The sequence below is a fragment of the Streptomyces griseus subsp. griseus genome (genome assembly GCF_000720255.1).
Taxonomy (GTDB): Bacteria; Actinomycetota; Actinomycetes; order Streptomycetales; family Streptomycetaceae; genus Streptomyces; species Streptomyces griseus_I.
Genome location: NZ_JOJE01000004.1, coordinates 179536 through 193259, shown reverse-complemented (window position 1 = coordinate 193259; position 13724 = coordinate 179536). Strand labels below are relative to the sequence as shown.

The window sequence follows — 13724 nt, the reverse complement described above, 5'->3', positions numbered from 1 at the left end:
GGCGTGAGCGCGGCTCAGCGGCAGCCCATGCCTTCCTTCACCAGCGGCCAGGCCTCGACACCGTCGGGGGTGCGGACGTACACCTTCGACGGATCGTCCGTCAGCCACAACTTCCGGTCGTGGAAGCGGTATCCGGTGTCGTGGGCGTCGTTGGGCAGGGTGACGTCCCCGTCGTACGGGGCGGTCAGCATGCGGGGCTCGAGGACGCCGTCGGGGTCGCGGGCGTACAGGCGGGCGTCGTCGCCCGCGCCGAGCTCCAGGAAGTGCGCCTCCTGCCAGTCGCAGTGGGCCGAGCCGGCCGAGCTGCTGATCAACGTGGTCTGCACCCGGCGTCCGTGCTCGTCGGTCCAGATCTCGTACGGCAGCGAGTCGGTGAAGTCGGCGGGGAGTTCGGCCGGGTTGCAGGACGCGGTGGTCTCGGGCCCCCAACCGGGAGCGCCCGCACGGTCCTCGGCGACCACGACGGCGACCTTGGTGCGGCCGCCGACGTCGAAGGAGTACAGCACCCGGTCGCCGTCCTCGCGCTCGACCCGGTAGCCGGACCGTGGGAGGTCGGGCTGGTCGATGTCGAAGTACAGCTTCAGGCCGTCCTCAGGAGTCTCTCCGCCGTCACCCTCGCTCCACCGCTCGCCCTCGCCGCCCGAGTAGATCTCCCCGTCGCACTCCAGGGCCCGCCCCGCGGCGCCCGACTCGACGCGCATGGCCCGCACGCTGTCCTCGTCCAGGTCCTTCGCGGGGACGTGCAATGGTCCTGCGTACGGGGTCGCGGGCGGGGTGCCCTCGACCACCACGCCCTTCTCACCGCCGCACCCCACCGCCGCCACGGCCAGCACCGCCGCCACCACCACGAGCCCTCTGCGCATCCCCGCCCCTGTTCTCCGGTCGTCCCTACGGTCCTTCGACGCCGCGGAGATCAGGAACGTTCACGGACGACGTGCCCGCCCCCTCAGCGCACCGCCTGGAACGTCCGCCGATAGGCCTGCGGCGACACCCCGATCGCCGCGTGCAGATGCTGGCGCAGGGACGCGCCGGTCGCGAAGCCGACCTCGCCCGCGATCTGGTCCACGGAGAGGTCGCTGGCCTCCAGCAGGTGCCGGGCGCGGGCGACGCGCTGCTGGATCAGCCAGCGGCCGGGGCTCAGGCCCACCTCGTCGTTGAAGCGGCGGGCGAAGGTGCGCAGGCTCATCCGGGCGTGCGAGGCGAGGTCGGCGAGGCTCAGGGGCTCCCCGAGGCGTTGAAGGGCCCACGCCCGGGTGGCGGCCGTGCTCGTGGCCGCGGACTCGGGCACCGGCTGCTCGATGTACTGGGCCTGGCCGCCGTCCCGGAACGGCGGGACGACACAGCAGCGGGCGACGGCGTTGGCGAGTTCGCTGCCGTGGTCCTCGCGCACGATGTGCAGACAGACGTCGACGCCGGAGGAGGCCCCGGCCGAGGTCAGAATGCGGCCGTCGTCGACGAAGAGCACTCCGGGGTCGAGTTCGACGTGCGGGAACATGCTCCGGAACTGCTCGGCGAGCAGCCAGTGGGTGGTCGCCCGGCGGCCGTCGAGGAGCCCGGCGGCGGCCAGCACGAAGGCGCCGGTGCAGATGGAGACGATGCGTGCCCCGGCGGGGATGCGGGCGAGGGCGGCGGCGACCTCCGCGGGGAGTTCGGCGGTGACCCGGGCGGGCGAGATCGGCGCGACGACGACGGTGTCCGCGGTCTCCAGCGCCTCGGGTCCGTGCTCGACGGTGACGCTGAAGTCGGCGTTGGTGCGCACCGGTCGGCCGTCGACGGTGCACGTCACCACCTCGTACCGACCGTCGGTCGTGCCGAAGATGCGGCTGGGGATGCCGAGCTCGAAGGGGTAGACGCCGTCGAGGGCGAGGACGACGACCCGTTCGGGGCGCTTGCGCGTTCGCATGGCACGATCCTAGCGAAGGTTGGCCATCGTGCCATTTTCCCCGCGATCACTTCCGGGCAGGCTGGTTCACCATGAGCGATCTGAAGACGATGCGTGCGATCAGTCAGGACGTCCTCGGCGGTCCCGAGGTGCTGAGGGAAGTGGAGCTGGAGCGGCCCGCGCCGCGACCCAACGAGGTCCTGGTCCGGGTACGGGCCGCGGGGGTCAACCCCACCGACTGGAAGCACCGGGCCACCGGCGGATTCCTCGGCTCACCGGAGGCCGGTGAGCCCTTCGTCCTGGGCTGGGACGTCTCCGGCGTGGTCGAGGCGACCGGCATCGGCGTGGCCGCCTTCGCACCCGGCGACGAGGTCTTCGGCATGCTGCCCTACCCGTTCGGCCACGGTTCGCACGCCGAGTACGTCACCGTCCCGGCCCGGGCGCTGGTGCACAAGCCCACCGCGATCGACCACGTACAGGCCGGTGCACTGCCGCTGGTCTCCCTGACCGCGTGGCAGGCGCTGGTGGAGACGGCCGACGTGCGGCCGGGACAGCGGGTGCTGATCCACGCGGCGGCCGGCGGGGTCGGTCACGTGGCCGTGCAGATCGCCAAGGCGCGCGGGGCGTACGTCATCGGCACGGCGAGCGCGGGCAAGCACGACTTCCTGCGGGAACTGGGCGTGGACGAGGCGATCGACTACCGGGAGACCGACTTCGAGGAGGCCGTCAAGGACGTCGACGTGGTGCTGGACACCATCGGCGGCGACTACGCGGTGCGCTCGCTGCGCGTGTTGCGCCCGGGCGGGGTCGTGGTGTCGATCCTGCCGGTCGGGTCGGAGGAGTTCCCCCGGGAGGCCGCGCGGCTCGGGGTCCGGGCGGTCCGCATCCTCGTCGACGCCGACCGCGCCGGCATGCGGGCGATCGCGGAGCTCGTCGAGGCGGGGACGCTGCGCCCCACGATCGCGGGGACGTTCCCGCTGGCCGATGCCGCCGAGGCACACAGGCTCGGCGACACCGGCCGGACCACGGGGAAGCTGGTCCTGACGGTCGACTGACGGGCTGAACGCTGCGGGCGCGGGGCCCGTCAGAAGGTCAGGACCGGCTTGATGGTCTTGCCCGAGGTCATGTCCTGTACCGCCTGGCCGATGTCCGCGAAGGCGTACGTGCCGATCAGGCGGTCCAGCGGGAGCCGTCCCTCCTTGACGAGCTCGACCAGGGCCGGGATGAAGCTCTGGGTCTCGCTGTCGCCGAGGGTGAGGCCGACGACCCGCTTCCCGCCGAGCAGCCCGTTGACGTCGAGGGAGACCTCGGTACCGAAGGGCGGCGCCCCCACGACGACCAGGGTGCCGCGGCCGGCCAGCGCGTCGACGCCCTGGCGCAGGACGGCCACGCTGCCGGTGGTCTCCACGATGCCGTCGGCGCCCCGTCCGCCGGTGATCTCGGCGATCGCCTCACCGAGGTCGGTCTGTCCGGCGTCGACGGTGTGGGTGGCGCCCAACTCCTTGGCCAGTTCCAGGCGTTCGGTGACCCGGTCGACTGCGATGATCGTGGTGGCCGGGGTGAGCGCGCCGGCCATCACCGCCGACAGGCCCACGGCGCCGGCGCCGAGGACGACGACCGTGCTGCCCGGCGCCGGCTTCAGCACGTTCCAGACGGCGCCGACGCCGGTCTGCACACCGCAGCCCAGCGGGGCGATCGACGCCAGCGGTACGTCCGGGTCGACCTTGACGAGGCTGCGCTCGTCGACCAGCGCCCGCTCGGCGAAGGACGACTGACCGAAGAAGTGGCCACCGAGGTCCTCGCCGTCCCGGCTGACGGTGGCGGTGCCGTCGGCGCGGCGGCCGCCGAGGAGGTTCAGCGGCAGCCAGGTGGTGCAGTAGGCCGGGTGGCCGCCGTGACAGTTGTGGCAGTCGCCGCAGGAAGTGAAGGACAGTACGACGTGGTCGCCGGGGGCCACCCCGGTGACGGCCGTACCGACCACCTCCACGACCCCCGCGCCCTCGTGACCGAGGACTCCGGGCAGCGGGAAGGGCAGTCCGCCGCTCGCCACGCCGAGGTCGGTGTGACACAGCCCGGCGGCCACCAGCCGGACGACCGCCTCGTGCGGGGCGGGGTCGGCGAGGACGACGTCGGACAGGGTGAAGGGCGCTCCGCCGGACTCGACGACGGCGGCGCGGGTGGTGATGGGCATCGGGTGAACTCCCTCTGGGTACGGGCGCACTCAGTCGAGCGAGACGACGACGGACTTGACCTTGGTGTAGGAGGCGAGCGCCTCGGGCCCGTACTCGCGGCCGAAGCCGGAGTCCTTGACGCCGCCGAAGGGGACGGCGGGGTCGAGCATCGCCCAGTCGTTGATCCAGACGATGCCCGCCTGGAGCCGGCCGGCGACGCGGTGGGCGCGGGCGAGGTTGCGGGTCTGGACACCGGAGGCCAGGCCGTACCGTGTGGAGTTGGCGAGGGCGACGGCCTCGTCCTCGGAGTCGAAGGGCTGGACGGTGAGGACCGGGCCGAAGATCTCCTCCTGGACGACCCGCGAGTCGTTGGCGAGGTCGGCGATCACGGTGGGCTTGTAGTAGTAGCCGCCGTCGAGGTCGAGCCGTTCACCGCCGCAGACGATGCGGGCGCCCTCCTTGCGGGCGATCTCGACGTACTCCTCGACCTTGCGCAGGTGCTTCTCCGCCGCCATCGGACCGACGACGGTCTCGGGCTGCCGGGGGTCTCCGACGGGCACGCCGGGGACGGCCTCGGCGAGGATGCCGAGCAGGGTGCTGTAGACGGAGCGCGCCACCAGCAGGCGTGGGCCGCCCATGCAGAACTGGCCCGTGTTGAAGACGAAGCCCTTGATGATCGCGCCGACGGCCTTCTCCAGGTCTGCGTCCTCGAAGACGATGTGGGCCGCGTTGCCGCCGAGCTCCATGGTGACGGGCTTGAGGTTCTCACCGGCGATGCTCGCGGCGTGCCGGCCGATCGCGGTGGAGCCGGTGAAGGCGATCTTGTCGACACCGGGGTGGCGCAGCAGTGCCTCGCCGGCGACCGGGCCCGCGCCGGTGACGACGTTGACGACACCGTCGGGGACACCGGCCTTCTGGAGCAGGCCCGCCATGTAGAGGGCGCTGAGCGGGGTCTCGTCGGCCGGCTTGTGGACCACCGTGTTGCCGGTGGCGAGGGCGGGGGCGATCTTGGAGCCGGCGAGGATCAGCGGGAAGTTGAACGGAGTGATGGCGGCGACCACCCCGAGCGGGCCCCGCTTGGTGTAGGCGTGGGCGTTCATCGGCGTGTCGCGCTGCGCGCCGTCGAGGGTGTACGCGAGGGAGGCGTAGTACTCGTAGTCGTTCGCGGCGTTGGTGACGTCGACGGCGTGGGCCAGGGTGACCGGCTTGCCGACGTCGAGGCTCTCCAGCTCCGCGATGTCGTCGGCGTTCTCGCGGATGAGCTGGGCCACGCGGTGCAGGATCCGGCCCCGCTCGCGGCCGCTCAGACCGGACCACTGCCCGGAGTCGAAGGCCTCGCGGGCGGCGCGCACCGCCGCGTCCACGTCGGCCGCTCCCGCCTCCGCGACGGTGGTGACGACCACGCCCCGGGACGGGTCGACCACCTCGCTGCGCGCCCCGTCGGCGGCCTCGCGCCACTGTCCACCGATGAACAGTCGGCCGGGTTCCCTCTCGAAGGTGGTCATCACCACTCCCTCAGCGTCGTCGCCAAGATTTCAACCAACAGGTTTCCTGATGGTTCGCCGTATGGTGCGCAGTCTCATTACAGACAGGTTTCCTGTCAATGGTCTACGCTCTGTTCATGCTCGGCACCCAGGAAACCAAGGCGCCCCCGTCCCTGCTGTACATGGTGAAGCAGGTGGAGCTCGTCGTGCGCTCCCACCTGGACGAGCTGGTCAGGCCGTCCGGGATCACCGCGCTGCAGTACACCGCGCTCACCGTGCTGGAGCGACACGACGGCCTCTCCGCCGCACAGCTCGCCCGCGACTCGTTCGTCACCGCCCAGTCCATCGCCGACCTCGTGCGCTCCCTGGAGGGCCGCGGACTGGTGCGACGGGAGCGCAATCCGCGCAACCGGCGCGAGCTGCTGATCCTGCTGACCGACGACGGTCGCGAGCTTCTCGTCCGGCACGCGGGGCCGGTGCGGGAGCTGGAGGAGCGGATGGTGCGCGATCTCACGGCGCACCAGTCCGAGCAGTTCCGCCAGGCCCTCACCAAGGCCTGGCACGCACTTTCTTAACGCTGTGAACAAAACCTTGAAGGAGTCGGTCGCAAATCGAAGACATATGTCAACCGAACATGCTCAAATTCATCGCAGCGGGGGTAACTTGCTGGGCGGGGGGCTGCTCGGCGCTTCCCGCTGTCGGAGCAGGTTGGAGGCGATGTCGTCGTGCGGCAGGAACCGGCGGCGCCCACCCGCCATCTCCGTGTCCACCAGGACCGGGGACACACGGTGCTGGAGTTCCGGGGTGAGATCGACATCGTCGCGGCCGGGGAGATCGTCCCCCACCTGGACGATGTGACGGCGGGGCCCGACCCCCGGGTCGTGATCGACCTCAGCCGGGTCGACTTCTTCGACTGCTCCGGACTGCGCCTGCTGTACCGGGCCCGCACCCGGGTGCTGGACCACGACGGCCGGTTACTCCTGGTCTGCCCCCATCCGCTGACCCTGCGCGTCCTGCGGGTCACCGGTCTGAGCCGCCTGCTGCCTCCGCATCCGACGCTGGACGCGGCCCTCAGCCGCCCCGAGGCCACGTCCGGCTCGTTATGACCGCGCCCCCGGCCAAGCCCCTCTCGGCTACCCGGCGGTCGGCGCGTCGAACAGGGCGCTGACGGACTCGCCGTTGTGGATCCGTCGCACGGCCTCCGCGAGGGCCGGGGCGATGGACAGGATCCGCAGCTTGTCGGTGTGCTCCTCCTCGGGCACCGGCACCGTGTTGGTGCACACGATCTCCAGGACGTCCGGCTGCTCACTCAGCCGCTTGAGCGCGCCGGCCGCGAACAACCCGTGCGTGCACGCCACTCGGATCGAGCGTGGCCCCAACTCCCGCAGGCGGTCCAGGAGTTCCAGGACGGTACTGCCCTTCGCGATCTCGTCGTCCAGGACGATCACGTCCCGCCCCGCGACCTCGCCTATCACCGAGCTGATGCTGACCCGGTCGTCCGCGAACCGCTGCTTGGCACCGGCCGCCACCTGGGCGCCGATCATCCGGGCGAACGCGGCCGCCTCCTTGGCGTTGCCGAGGTCCGGCGAGACCACGGTGGTACGGGAGAGGTCGTACCGCCGGAAGTGCGCGGCCAGCTCACGGTGGGCGTGCAGGTGGTCGACCGGGACCGAGAAGAAGCCGTGCACCTGCGGCGAGTGCAGCGTCATGGCGAGGACGCGGCGCGCGCCCGCCGCCACCATCAGGTCGGCGACCAGCCTGCCGCCCAGGGAGATGCGGGGCGCGTCCTTCTTGTCGGAGCGCGCGTAGGAGTAGTGCGGCATCACGACGGTGATACGGCCCGCGGACGCCCCCCGCGCCGCGTCGCACATCATCAGCAGCTCGACCAGGTGCTCCTGCACGGGCCGCACCAGCGGCTGGATCAGGAAGACGTCCCGCTCACGGCAGTTGGCCTGGAGCTGTACCTCGAGGCAGTCGTTGGCGAACCTGCTGACCCGGGTCGGGCTGAGGGGGACGCCGAGATGGGCGCAGACCTCGGCGGCCAGTTCGGGATGGGCGCCACCACTGAACACGGCGATGTCTCGCACGATCGGCTCCTCGCGGGATCACGTCCGGGGACCTCATGCTACGGACCCGGAAATCGGGTTGCGGTCCACCCCTGGGCGCACGCCATGATGGCCGCGTCCGTCCTCCCTCACGTCAGGACCACTCGCATGCGCCGACTCCTCGAAGACCCCCGCCTCCCCCACTGGACGACGGTTCTCGAGGACTCGACCACCCATGCAGACCCTGAACATCGGAATTCTGGCCCACGTCGACGCCGGTAAGACCAGCCTCACCGAGCGGCTGCTGTTCGACCACGGCGCCCTCGACCGGCTCGGCAGCGTCGACGCCGGTGACACCCGCACGGACGACGGGGCGATCGAACGGCAGCGCGGGATCACCATCCGCTCCGCCGTCGCCGCGTTCACCGCGCACGGCACACAGATCAACCTCATCGACACCCCCGGGCACTCCGACTTCATCGCCGAGGTCGAGCGCGCCCTGGAGGTGCTGGACGGCGCGGTCCTGGTGCTGTCGGCGGTGGAGGGCGTGCAGGCGCAGACGCGGGTGCTGATGCGGACCCTGCGCAGGCTCGGGCTGCCCACACTGGTCTTCGTCAACAAGATCGACCGGGCGGGCGCCCGCGCCGAGGGCCTGCTCGCCGACATCCGGCGTCGGCTCACTCCGCTCGTCGTCCCGCTGACGCGGGTCACGGGCATCGGCACGCCCGACGCCCGCGTCGGGCCGTGCCCCCTGGACCTGCCCGCCGCCGAGACCCTCGCCGAGGTCGACACCGGCATCCTCGCGGCGGTCGTCGACGGCCCCGAACCCACTCCGGACACACTGCGCGCCGCACTCGCCGCACGCACCGCCGACGGCTCGGTCCACCCCGTCTACTTCGGCTCGGCCCTCGGCGGCCAGGGTGTCGCCGAGCTGGTGGGGGGCCTCGTCCGGCTGCTCCCCGAGCCCGGGACCGCCCCGGCATCCGAGCCCGAACCCGCCGCACCCGCCGACGCCGCCCCCCGCGGCACGGTGTTCGCCGTACGCCCCGGACCCGGCGGCGAGCGGACGGCGTATCTGCGGCTCTACGAAGGTGAGGTGACCGCCCGTCAGCGGCTGACCTTCCTGCGCCGCGAGGCCGACGGGCGGACCACCGAGATCCCCGGGCGGGCCAACCGCCTGGAGGTGATCGGCCGCGGCGGGCCGCTCACCGGCGGCAACATCGCGACGCTGACCGGGGTCGCCGGCCTGCGCGTCGGCGACCGGCTCGGCGCTCCCCCGCCCGACCGGGCACCGCGTTTCGCGCCGCCGACGCTGGAGACCCTGGCCCGGGCCCGGCGCCCCGAGCAGGCGGCGCGGCTGCGTTCGGCCCTGCTGGCGCTGGCCGACCAGGACCCGCTGCTGCACGCCCGCCCGGCGGACGACGGGGCCACCGCGCTGCTGTTGTACGGCGAGGTCCAGCTGGAGGTGGTCGCGGCGACCCTCGCGCAGGACTTCGGCGTGGAGGCCGACTTCGAGCCCGGCCGGGTCCGGCTCCTGGAACGACCCGCCGGGACGGGCGAGGCCTGGGAGGAGCTGCCGTGGCTCGACCACACCAGGTACTGGGCGACGATCGGGTTGCGGGTGGAACCGGGACCGTACGGCTCCGGCGGGGTGTTCACGTACGAGACGGAGCTCGGGGCGCTGCCCCGGGCGTTCCACCAGGCCGTCGAGGACACCGTGCACGGCACGCTGCGGGACGGACCGCACGGCAGGCCTGTCACCGACTACCGCGTGACCCTGATCCGCTCCGGCTTCGCCCCTCCCCTGAGTACCGCGGCCGACTTCCGCGGCCTCACCCCGATCGTGCTGCGCAGGGCGCTCGCGCGGGCGGGGACGCGGGTGTACGAGCCGTACCACGCCTTCGAGGCGGAGGTCCCGCCGGACGCCCTGGCCCCCGTCACCGCTCGACTCGCCTCGCTCGGGGCGGAGTTCAAGGAGACCACCGGCGGATCGACGGCGTGGGTGATCACCGGGGAACTGCCCGCCCGGCATGTGCGCGAGGCCGAGCTGCGACTGCCGGGCCTCACCCACGGCGAGGGCGTCTGGTGGTCGCGCCCGTCGGGCGACCGGGCCGTCCGCCGGACCGCACGCGCATGATCGGGCAACAGGGCGGTCTGGTAGGGGCGTTGCGGGGGAATCCGCTCTGTAGGAAGGAGGGCCGTCGCCATGACGACTCCCATCAGGCGCGTGTCGGGACGGATGCCCGGCTGGGCGAAGGCGGTGAGCGCGGTCGTGATCGTGCTCGTCGTGTTCTTCGCCGGGATCCGGCTCAGTGTGCTCCCCGGTCTGAAGGACCTGTTCGGCACGGAGACCCACGACCGCTCCGGACCCGCGCTGCTCGAGTCCATCCAGGACATCAGCCGCTACGACGCGGCCTCCGGCAACTTCCAGGTCGTCGTCGACCTGGAGAAGGACGCCAAACTCCTGCCCGACGCGATCCGCGGCACCCGCACCCTGTACGTCGGGGCGGGCACCGTCGACGCCTACGTCGACCTCGGGAAGGTCGGCAAGAACGACGTGACGGTCGACGACGACCGTACGTCGGCCACGCTCCGCCTGCCCCACGCCCAGCTCGGCAAGCCGGCCCTGGACACCGAACGCTCCTACGCGGTCTCCAAGCAGCGCGGTCTCCTCGACCGTCTCGGCGACTTCTTCTCGGACAACCCCAACAGCGAACAGGCCGTGCAGAAGCTCGCGGTACGGCACATCGGGGACGCCGCCAAGGAGAGCGAGCTGACCGAACGCGCCGAGACGAACACCACCCACATGCTGGAAGGCCTGCTGCGTTCCCTCGGCTTCAAGGAGGTGAAGGTCTCCTTCGACGCCTGAGAATCCGGCCCGGGGGCCTCGGGGACCTCGGGGACCTCGGGGACCTCGGGGACCTCGGGGACCTCGGGGACCTCGGGGACCTCGGGGACCTCGGGGGCCTCGGGGACCTCGGGGACCTCGGGTTTCTCAGGGTGTCTCAGGTGCCGAGCACGCCCGGCAGGGCGAGGGCGCCGACCAGCGCGGCGCCCACCAGCAGCCAGGCCACGTAGTCGCCGATGTGCCCGGACTGCAGGCGCCGCAGCGGCAGCGCCCGGTCCGGGGCGGAGAGGAGTCCGGGCCGGGTGACGGCCACCGCCGCCAGGCCCACGGCCAGCGCGGTGGAGAGGAGGCCGAGCAGGGCTCCGGCCCGGGTCCAGTGCACGGCGGCGGCCGCGCCCCCGGATCCGGCCTCGTTCACGGCGTGCGCCACGACGTGGGCGAGTCCGGGGGCGGCACCGACGGCCAGCGCCCCCGCGAGCAGCACCGCCGGGACCGCCGTCATGGTGGCGGGGATCCGGGTCAGCCGCCCGCGGGTCTCCGGCCGCTCACCGGTGCCGGTCGTCTCGTACTCCTCCTCCTCGGGCGGGGGGCCGAGACCGAGGAACACCCGTGCGGCGACTCGCAGGACGGCCCCGGCGGTGACCGCGGACGCCAGGACGTACAGCACGGTGAGCGGTCCGCCCACGGCCTCCTCCGCGAGCGCCTTGCCCAGGGCCGTGCCGAACGGCGGCAGGCCCGCGAGTCCGAGGGCTCCGACGGTGAACATCACGCCCACGGCCCGCAGTTCGCGGGCCCGTCCGTGCAGCGCGCGTTCGTCGACGCTGCCGTAGCGGTCGAGGAGGATGCCCGCGCAGGCGAACAGCGCCGCCTTCACGCCCGCGTGACCGAGGACGTACAGCGCGATGCCGTCGTCGGCCTCCGGCTTGAGCACGCCGACGCCGACGAGGAACAGTCCCGTGTGGGCGACGGTCGAGTAGGCGAGGAGCCGTTTGAGGTGCCGCTGGTACCAGCACATGACGGCGCCGATGACGGCGCTCAGCCCGCCGAGCACCGTCAGAACCCGCTCCAGGTCGGCGACGGGGACTCCGCCGGGGCCGGAGAAGACGGTGGTGTAGACACGCCAGACGCCGTACACGCCGAGTTCGACCATGACGCCGGACAGCAGCATGCACACGGGGGTGGGCGCGACGGCGTGCGCGTCGGGCAGCCAGAAGTGGAAGGGGACGGCGGCGGCCTTGACCAGCAGGCCGGTCAGGACGAGGACGAACGCGGCGAGGACCAGCGCGTCGGGGCGGCCGTGCGCGTCGAGGCCCCGGCCGATGTGGGTCATGGCCAGCTCACCGGTGCGCCCGTACAGCAGGGCGATGCCCATGAGGATCGCGTACGCGCCGAGGGAGTTGACCACCGCGAAGGTCAGGGCGCCCTGCACGGCCCTGGGTTCGTCGATCCGGTAGCCGGTGAGCGCGTAGGCGACGACGCTCATCAGCTCGAAGAACACGAACGCGTCGAAGAGGTCGCCGGCGATGGCGAAGCCGCACATGCCCGCCTGGAAGACCAGCATCAGCGCCGGGAAGGAGCCCGCGTGCCCGCGGGGCGGCTCCTCGAAGTAGTGCCAGGAGTACACCAGCGCCGCCAGCGTCAGCAGCGAGGCGAGGGCGGCCATCCCGAGCCCCGGACCGTCGCCGACGACGACGATGCCGACGCTGCGGCCGTTCACCGGCCGCCAGTCGCCGACCCACTCGACCATCGGCGGGGAGCAGTTGAGCAGCAGTACCAGCGCGAGCGCGGCCGTGCCTGCGGAGACCGCGCAGCCGATCGTCTCGGCCGCCGCCCGGGGCAGCCGGCGTCCTGCGGCGACCAGCAGTCCCGCCCCGAGAAGGGGAACGGCGACGAGCAGCGGGAGCAGGTGGTTCATCAGCCGCGCAGCTCCGAGAGCTCGTCGGGGTCCACCGTGCCGTGCCGCTTGGCGACCTGGACGACGAGGGCGAGCAGCAGGGCGGTGACGGTGGCGCCGACGACCACGTCGGTGAGGGCCAGGGCCTGGACGACCGGGTCGACTACGGGCCGCGACCCGGGCTTCACGTCGGAGAAGACGGGAGCGGTGGCGCCGTCGCGGTAGCCGACGGCCAGCAGCAGGACGTAGGTGGCGGACTGGCAGACGGCGAGGCAGCCCACGGCGTGGATCAGGTTGCGGCTGGTGGCGAGGCCGTAGCAGCCGACGAGGAAGATCCAGACGGCGACCAGGTACGGCAGTACGTGCATCACGGCGCTCTCACCTCGCCCTCTCCCTTGTCCTGCTCGATCTCCACCGCCTGGTCCAGGAAGCGGGCGAGGAGGACGACGACCGCGCAGGCGACCTCCATGCCGATGGCCGCGTTCAGCAGCGGGACGGTGCCGCCGGAGGAGAGCGTGTTGAAGGTGCCGTACGGCAGCAGGGTGTTGGTGAGGAAGGCGGTGCCCGCGAGGACGGCCGCGAGGCCGGTGACCAGGTAGGCGGCGGCGGACAGCGCGTCGCCGACCTCGAACACACCGATGGGACGGACGCGTTCCAGGGCGCGGTAGTCGGCACCGAGGTACAGCAGGTGCAGGGCGGTCGCGGCGACCACGCCGCCCTGGAAGCCGCCGCCGGGGCTGAGCTGCCCGTGGGCGATCACATAGAGGCCGGTGAGCAGGGCGACGGGCAGGACGAGCAGGGCGTAGCCGCGTACGGGCCGGGCGACCTCGGCGGGTTCGGGCCGGTCACGGTGTTCGTCGCGGGTCTGCCGGAGCAGGACGACACAGCCGAGCACGGCCGCGAACAGGATGCTCATCTCGCCGAGGGTGTCGAAGGCGCGCTGGTCGAAGTTGACGGACGAGATGGTGTTGGCGGTGTGCCGGGAGAGCGACGCGCGGACGGCCCGGTCGCCGTAGGGGTGCCGGTCGCCGCCGAAGCGGGGCAGGTCGAGGCAGGCGGCCACCAGCAGGGCCGCGAGCCCCGCGCCGCCGACGCCCACGAGCCACAGCCGCAGGCGCCGGTTCACGGCGGCGGCTCCTTCCGGCGCGGCCGCCGCCGTACCTTGCGGACCGTCAGCAGCAGCAACAGCGGAGTGACGGCGGACCCGACGGCCAGCTGCGACAGGCCGACGTCCGGCGCCTGGAGCACGGTGAAGAGCACGGCGAGGACCACGCCGAGGACGGAGAGGACCAGGGCCTGCCGCTCCGGGTCGCGTGTCGCCACGGCGACGGTCGCGGAGGCGGCCACGAGGAGCAGGGCGACCACGATGACGGCGTCCGTCACGACTCACCTCGGTCCGT

At 72.5% G+C, this 13724-nt stretch carries 14 protein-coding genes; 5 read left to right on the top strand and 9 right to left on the bottom strand.

Annotation, left to right across the window (positions count from 1 at the left end):
* Nucleotides 1-14: 14 nt before the first annotated feature.
* Nucleotides 15-863: a hypothetical protein gene (locus tag IG99_RS08085; RefSeq protein WP_037671317.1), complete on the bottom strand. Its 849-nt coding sequence runs from the start codon at nt 861-863 to the stop codon at nt 15-17.
* Between the two features lie 83 nt (nt 864-946).
* The gene (locus IG99_RS08080; RefSeq protein ID WP_037671315.1) at nt 947-1903 is read right to left on the bottom strand and encodes a GlxA family transcriptional regulator; all 957 of its coding nucleotides are present in this window, start codon (nt 1901-1903) and stop codon (nt 947-949) included.
* A gap of 71 nt (nt 1904-1974) precedes the next feature.
* On the opposite strand from IG99_RS08080, the gene IG99_RS08075 reads away from it, so the two are divergent.
* Entirely contained in the window at nt 1975-2937 is a 963-nt protein-coding gene (locus IG99_RS08075; RefSeq protein ID WP_037671314.1) for an NADP-dependent oxidoreductase, read from the top strand.
* 29 nt (nt 2938-2966) lie between these two features.
* Here IG99_RS08075 and IG99_RS08070 read toward each other — a convergent pair whose 3' ends face one another.
* Both IG99_RS08070 and IG99_RS08065 read right to left on the bottom strand, forming a co-directional pair.
* Nucleotides 2967-4073 (bottom strand): NAD(P)-dependent alcohol dehydrogenase, encoded by a 1107-nt coding sequence (locus tag IG99_RS08070; protein ID WP_037671313.1) that lies wholly within the window; start codon nt 4071-4073, stop codon nt 2967-2969.
* A gap of 30 nt (nt 4074-4103) precedes the next feature.
* On the bottom strand, nt 4104-5558 hold the full coding sequence (locus IG99_RS08065) for an aldehyde dehydrogenase family protein (RefSeq protein WP_037671311.1): 1455 nt from the start codon (nt 5556-5558) through the stop codon (nt 4104-4106).
* Between the two features lie 116 nt (nt 5559-5674).
* On the opposite strand from IG99_RS08065, the gene IG99_RS08060 reads away from it, so the two are divergent.
* Together IG99_RS08060 and IG99_RS08055 are read left to right on the top strand one after the other, a co-directional pair.
* Nucleotides 5675-6112 carry a MarR family winged helix-turn-helix transcriptional regulator gene (locus tag IG99_RS08060; RefSeq protein ID WP_037671480.1) on the top strand — a complete coding sequence of 146 codons (438 nt, stop codon included), beginning with the start codon at nt 5675-5677 and terminating at the stop codon, nt 6110-6112.
* Nucleotides 6113-6262: 150 nt separating this feature from the next.
* A complete protein-coding gene (locus IG99_RS08055; RefSeq protein WP_037671309.1) occupies nt 6263-6643 on the top strand; it encodes an anti-sigma factor antagonist in 381 nt (126 codons plus the stop codon).
* Between the two features lie 27 nt (nt 6644-6670).
* Here IG99_RS08055 and IG99_RS08050 read toward each other — a convergent pair whose 3' ends face one another.
* Entirely contained in the window at nt 6671-7624 is a 954-nt protein-coding gene (locus tag IG99_RS08050) for a ribose-phosphate diphosphokinase (RefSeq protein ID WP_037671306.1), read from the bottom strand.
* Nucleotides 7625-7817: 193 nt separating this feature from the next.
* On the opposite strand from IG99_RS08050, the gene otr(A) reads away from it, so the two are divergent.
* Together otr(A) and IG99_RS08040 are read left to right on the top strand one after the other, a co-directional pair.
* On the top strand, nt 7818-9719 hold the full coding sequence (gene otr(A) / locus IG99_RS08045; protein WP_037671305.1) for a tetracycline resistance ribosomal protection protein Otr(A): 1902 nt from the start codon (nt 7818-7820) through the stop codon (nt 9717-9719).
* 69 nt (nt 9720-9788) lie between these two features.
* Complete coding sequence (locus IG99_RS08040) at nt 9789-10451, top strand: DUF4230 domain-containing protein (protein WP_037671303.1); 663 nt, start codon at nt 9789-9791, stop codon at nt 10449-10451.
* Between the two features lie 136 nt (nt 10452-10587).
* Here IG99_RS08040 and IG99_RS08035 read toward each other — a convergent pair whose 3' ends face one another.
* Genes IG99_RS08035 through IG99_RS08020 form a run of 4 tightly spaced genes read right to left on the bottom strand, consistent with a single transcriptional unit; the run spans nt 10588 to nt 13707 of the window.
* Nucleotides 10588-12345, bottom strand: coding sequence for a complex I subunit 5 family protein (locus tag IG99_RS08035; RefSeq protein WP_037671302.1), 1758 nt, complete (start codon nt 12343-12345; stop codon nt 10588-10590).
* The gene (locus IG99_RS08030; protein ID WP_037671301.1) at nt 12345-12692 is read right to left on the bottom strand and encodes a sodium:proton antiporter; all 348 of its coding nucleotides are present in this window, start codon (nt 12690-12692) and stop codon (nt 12345-12347) included. The genes IG99_RS08035 and IG99_RS08030 overlap by 1 nt, the downstream gene beginning before the upstream one ends.
* Complete coding sequence (locus IG99_RS08025; RefSeq protein WP_037671300.1) at nt 12692-13450, bottom strand: MnhB domain-containing protein; 759 nt, start codon at nt 13448-13450, stop codon at nt 12692-12694. The genes IG99_RS08030 and IG99_RS08025 overlap by 1 nt, the downstream gene beginning before the upstream one ends.
* A complete protein-coding gene (locus IG99_RS08020) occupies nt 13447-13707 on the bottom strand; it encodes a hydrogenase subunit MbhD domain-containing protein (RefSeq protein ID WP_037671299.1) in 261 nt (86 codons plus the stop codon). The genes IG99_RS08025 and IG99_RS08020 overlap by 4 nt, the downstream gene beginning before the upstream one ends.
* Between the last annotated feature and the right edge of the window lie 17 nt (nt 13708-13724).

Coding starts and splice junctions, on each gene's coding strand:
- IG99_RS08035 (WP_037671302.1), bottom strand. CDS start 12,345: ATGAACCACCTGCTCCCGCTGCTCGTCGCCGTTCCCCTTCTCGGGGCG.
- IG99_RS08060 (WP_037671480.1), top strand. CDS start 5,675: ATGCTCGGCACCCAGGAAACCAAGGCGCCCCCGTCCCTGCTGTACATG.
- IG99_RS08075 (WP_037671314.1), top strand. CDS start 1,975: ATGAGCGATCTGAAGACGATGCGTGCGATCAGTCAGGACGTCCTCGGC.
- IG99_RS08040 (WP_037671303.1), top strand. CDS start 9,789: ATGACGACTCCCATCAGGCGCGTGTCGGGACGGATGCCCGGCTGGGCG.
- IG99_RS08065 (WP_037671311.1), bottom strand. CDS start 5,558: ATGACCACCTTCGAGAGGGAACCCGGCCGACTGTTCATCGGTGGACAG.
- IG99_RS08080 (WP_037671315.1), bottom strand. CDS start 1,903: ATGCGAACGCGCAAGCGCCCCGAACGGGTCGTCGTCCTCGCCCTCGAC.
- IG99_RS08085 (WP_037671317.1), bottom strand. CDS start 863: ATGCGCAGAGGGCTCGTGGTGGTGGCGGCGGTGCTGGCCGTGGCGGCG.
- IG99_RS08070 (WP_037671313.1), bottom strand. CDS start 4,073: ATGCCCATCACCACCCGCGCCGCCGTCGTCGAGTCCGGCGGAGCGCCC.
- IG99_RS08030 (WP_037671301.1), bottom strand. CDS start 12,692: ATGCACGTACTGCCGTACCTGGTCGCCGTCTGGATCTTCCTCGTCGGC.